Origin of the sequence: Paraburkholderia sp. EG286B, from assembly GCF_040965655.1 — a bacterium.
In the GTDB taxonomy this organism is placed as follows: domain Bacteria; phylum Pseudomonadota; class Gammaproteobacteria; order Burkholderiales; family Burkholderiaceae; genus Paraburkholderia.
Window position 1 is genome coordinate 1 of record NZ_JBFRCF010000081.1, and the last position, 3,417, is coordinate 3,417.

Genomic DNA, 3,417 nt, shown 5'->3' on the forward strand with positions numbered 1-3,417 from the left:
TGTCGATGGCGGTCTAAATCCGCGCAAATCTGGCGGCGTCACATAGAGGCGGCGTGACGCGAGAGCAAAAAAGAACTCGCGGAAATGACCAACGCATCGTGACCGGGGCTTGTTGATGCAGGGCACGGTGAAGGGAGCCCGTAGGGCGACTGGAGACGTGCCCTGCATCGGGGCGTGCCGTCCGCATGGTAGAAAGGCGTTTGCCGAAGAAGAACAACAGGCGCAGCGCCGGCCTCAACCGCCAAGTCCAGTCCGGCGCCGCACCTCCACAAGGGATATCCACATGGCAGGCCTGTTGGCCGGCCGGACAGCCGTGTGAGCCGTCAGTATCGCATTGCTCACGTGGCCCGTCGACCTTGTTCGACTCCTCCTCTTTGGCGTTCTGGAGGAACCGCCAATGCAGCCGCCCACGGGCCGCCTGTACGTGTGCGCCCGTTGCCGGGCGCAGGTCATCGTCTGCCGTCGTTGCGATCGTGGCCAGATCTACTGCGGTCGCGACTGCTCCCTGGCTTCCCGCCGGGCCAGTCAGCGGGAGGCTGGCCGCCGCTACCAGCGCAGCCGGCGCGGACGTTCTGCACATGCCGCCAGGATGCGCCGCTTTCGCGACAAGCGAAATAAGGTGACGCATCACGGTTCCACTGGTCCCGCCGCTGATGCTCTACTGGCCTCGACATCGACGACGTCGGCCAGCGGGGCCATCCCCACGATTGCTGCTACGCCGCTGGCGACCGGACATTGCCGTTTCTGCTGCCGCGCATGCGAATTCGTGCGTCATGGGCCGTTACGTCGTCGGGTCTTCCATGAAGTTCGTACTGCTACGGATATGAAAGGAAACGATTCATGACCATCAAGGCTGAACTGGAGGCGCAGATCCTGCGCTATTACCATGTCGAGAAGTGGCGCTGCGGCACCATTGCGCGCCAGTTGCATGTGCATCGCGGCACCGTGCAGCGCGTGCTTGCCCAGGCAGGCTTGCCACGGCTGGGCGCAGCGCAGCGGCCCTCGCGGATAGATCCCTATCTGCCCTTTATCCATGAGACGCTCAGGAAGTTCCCTTCGCTCACGGCAAGCCGCCTGTACGCGATGGTGGCCGAGCGTGGCTACAGGGGCAACATCCACCACTTCAGGCACATGGTCGCGCTTCATCGGCCGCGACCGACCCCCGAAGCCTATCTGCGTTTGCGCACAGTTCCGGGAGAAGTGGGTGAGGTCGACTGGGCCTCATTCGGCCATCTGCAGATCGGTCGCGCGCGCCGGCCGTTGATGGCCTTCGTGATGGTGCTGGCGTGGTCGCGCCAGATCTGGCTGCGCTTCTTCCTCGATGCCCGTATGGACAGCTTCCTGGCCGGTCACGTGGGCGCCTTCGAAGCTTGGTCCGGACTGCCAAGGGTCTTGAAATACGACAACTTGCGCAGCGCCGTGCTCGAACGTCAGGGCGATGCGATCCGCTTCAATCCTGCGCTGCTGGCATTTGCGAGCCATTACCGGTTCGAGCCGAGGCCAGTAGCCGTGGCACGAGGCAACGAAAAAGGTCGCGTCGAAAGAGCGATCAGATATGCGCGGGAGAGCTTCTTCGCGGCCCGCAAGTTCAACGACCTCGACGATCTGAACGCCCAGGCTGCGCAGTGGTGCGCGGGCATGGCAGCCGAGCGTCCCTGCCGCGAAGAACCGCAGATCAGCGTACGCGAGGCCTTCGAGCGCGAGCGGCCCAGTCTGCTTGCGCTGCCAGATAACCCGTACCCGTGTGAACTGCAGTTGCCCGTGAAAATCGGCAAGACGCCGTATGCACGCTTCGACCTGAACGATTACTCGGTACCCCACACCCATGTGCAACGCACCCTCACGGTACGTGCCGATCAGCACCATGTGCGCATCCTTGATGGCGCCGATGTTGTTGCAGTGCATGCGCGCAGTTACGATCGCGGCGCGCAGATCGAAATCGCTGCACACATCGATGCATTGGTGGAGCGAAAACGCGAGGCCCGTCATCATCGCGGCCTGGACCATCTCACACGCGCTGCACCGGCTGCCCAGACCCTGATACTGCGTGCGGCCGAGCGCGGCAGCAACCTGGGGAACATCACCGCGCAGCTGTTGCGTTTGCTCGACCGCTATGGCGCCACCGAGTTGCAGGCGGCGATCGAGGAAACCCTCGCGAGCGACGCCGCGCCTCACCAGAATCCGGTACGTCTGGCGCTGGAGCGGCGTCGGGTTGAACGCGGAGCGCCTCCACCGGTCGCCGTGAAGCTGCCGGAACACGTGCGCGACAAGGACAAACTGGTAACACCACACCGGCTCGACATCTATGACGAGCTCACGCGGGAGGCCGATGATGAACAGGACTGAGCAGTTGCAGGAGCGCGCCAACGCGTTGCGGTTGTACGGGTTGCTGGCGCACTGGAGCGAGATTGCCGAGGCGTCCTGGGTCGAGCCGTTGGTGCAGTGGGAAGAACAGGAGCGCACGCGCCGTTCGCTCGAGCGGCGCATCCGCGACGCGCGCCTGGGTAACTTCAAGCCCCTTGCCGACTTCGACTGGGAATGGCCCAAACGCATCGACCGCGTCGCGCTTGAGGAATTGATGGCGCTCGAGTTCGTCAGGGAGAAGTCCAACGTCGTGCTGATCGGGCCGAACGGCGTGGGCAAGTCGACACTCGCGCTGAACCTTGCGTACCAGTCGCTCATCCATGGTTACACGGCGCTCTTTACCACGGCTGGCCAGATGCTCGGCGAACTGGCTGCGCTCGACAGCGACTCGGCGCTGCGCCGCCGTCTGCATCGCTATGCTTCCCCCGAAGTCCTCGTGATTGATGAAGTGGGCTACCTGTCGTACTCGAACCGCCATGCCGACCTGCTGTTCGAGCTCGTCAGCCGCAGGTATGGTGCCGCGAGCACGGTGGTTACGACCAATAAACCGTTCAAGGCATGGTCAGAGGTGTTCCCGAACGCGGCCTGCGTCGTCTCGCTGGTCGATCGTCTCGTGCATCGCGCTGAGGTCATTGCCATCGAGGGCGAGTCGTATCGCGTCAAGGAAGCGCGCGAGCGCTCGGAGCAGCGCGCCAGCAGGCGTAATGCCGCGCGCCCGGAGAAAAAACCGTGAGCCGGCGCACGCACCTGCCATCGGGACTGTCTCGCGGACTGGACTTCCTGATCGATGCCGAATGGTCGCCCCAGCAAGCGCTCGCTGTGTTTGAGCTGCTCAGCGATCTGCGGGCTCGCATCTGGATGTGTTACGGCGTCGAGTTGCACGACCTGATCCGTCAACAGCGATCGCCTCTGAACGTCGGCGACGTTGACGATATCGCGGACCCGTTCTGAATCAACGCTCACCGGTGGCCGACATCGGCGGCCCATTCGGTGTTGAGCGATTTACTCGACCTTGCGCCGCCGTTTAGTGTCGGAATTACACAGCCGTCAACA

General features: G+C 63.4%; 3 protein-coding genes. All 3 read left to right on the plus strand.

Features of this window, described 5'->3' with window-relative positions:
* Positions 1 to 840 precede the first annotated feature (840 nt).
* Genes istA through AB4Y42_RS43585 form a run of 3 tightly spaced genes read left to right on the plus strand, consistent with a single transcriptional unit; the run spans position 841 to position 3,315 of the window.
* On the plus strand, positions 841 to 2,346 hold the full coding sequence (gene istA, locus AB4Y42_RS43575) for an IS21 family transposase (RefSeq protein WP_368697794.1): 1,506 nt from the start codon (positions 841 to 843) through the stop codon (positions 2,344 to 2,346).
* The gene (istB, locus tag AB4Y42_RS43580; protein WP_368697796.1) at positions 2,333 to 3,097 is read left to right on the plus strand and encodes an IS21-like element helper ATPase IstB; all 765 of its coding nucleotides are present in this window, start codon (positions 2,333 to 2,335) and stop codon (positions 3,095 to 3,097) included. Before istA ends, istB begins: the two co-directional genes overlap by 14 nt.
* Positions 3,094 to 3,315 carry a hypothetical protein gene (locus tag AB4Y42_RS43585; RefSeq protein ID WP_368697795.1) on the plus strand — a complete coding sequence of 74 codons (222 nt, stop codon included), beginning with the start codon at positions 3,094 to 3,096 and terminating at the stop codon, positions 3,313 to 3,315. Before istB ends, AB4Y42_RS43585 begins: the two co-directional genes overlap by 4 nt.
* Positions 3,316 to 3,417 lie beyond the last annotated feature (102 nt).

Coding starts and splice junctions, on each gene's coding strand:
- istA (WP_368697794.1), top strand. CDS start 841: ATGACCATCAAGGCTGAACTGGAGGCGCAGATCCTGCGCTATTACCAT.
- istB (WP_368697796.1), top strand. CDS start 2,333: ATGAACAGGACTGAGCAGTTGCAGGAGCGCGCCAACGCGTTGCGGTTG.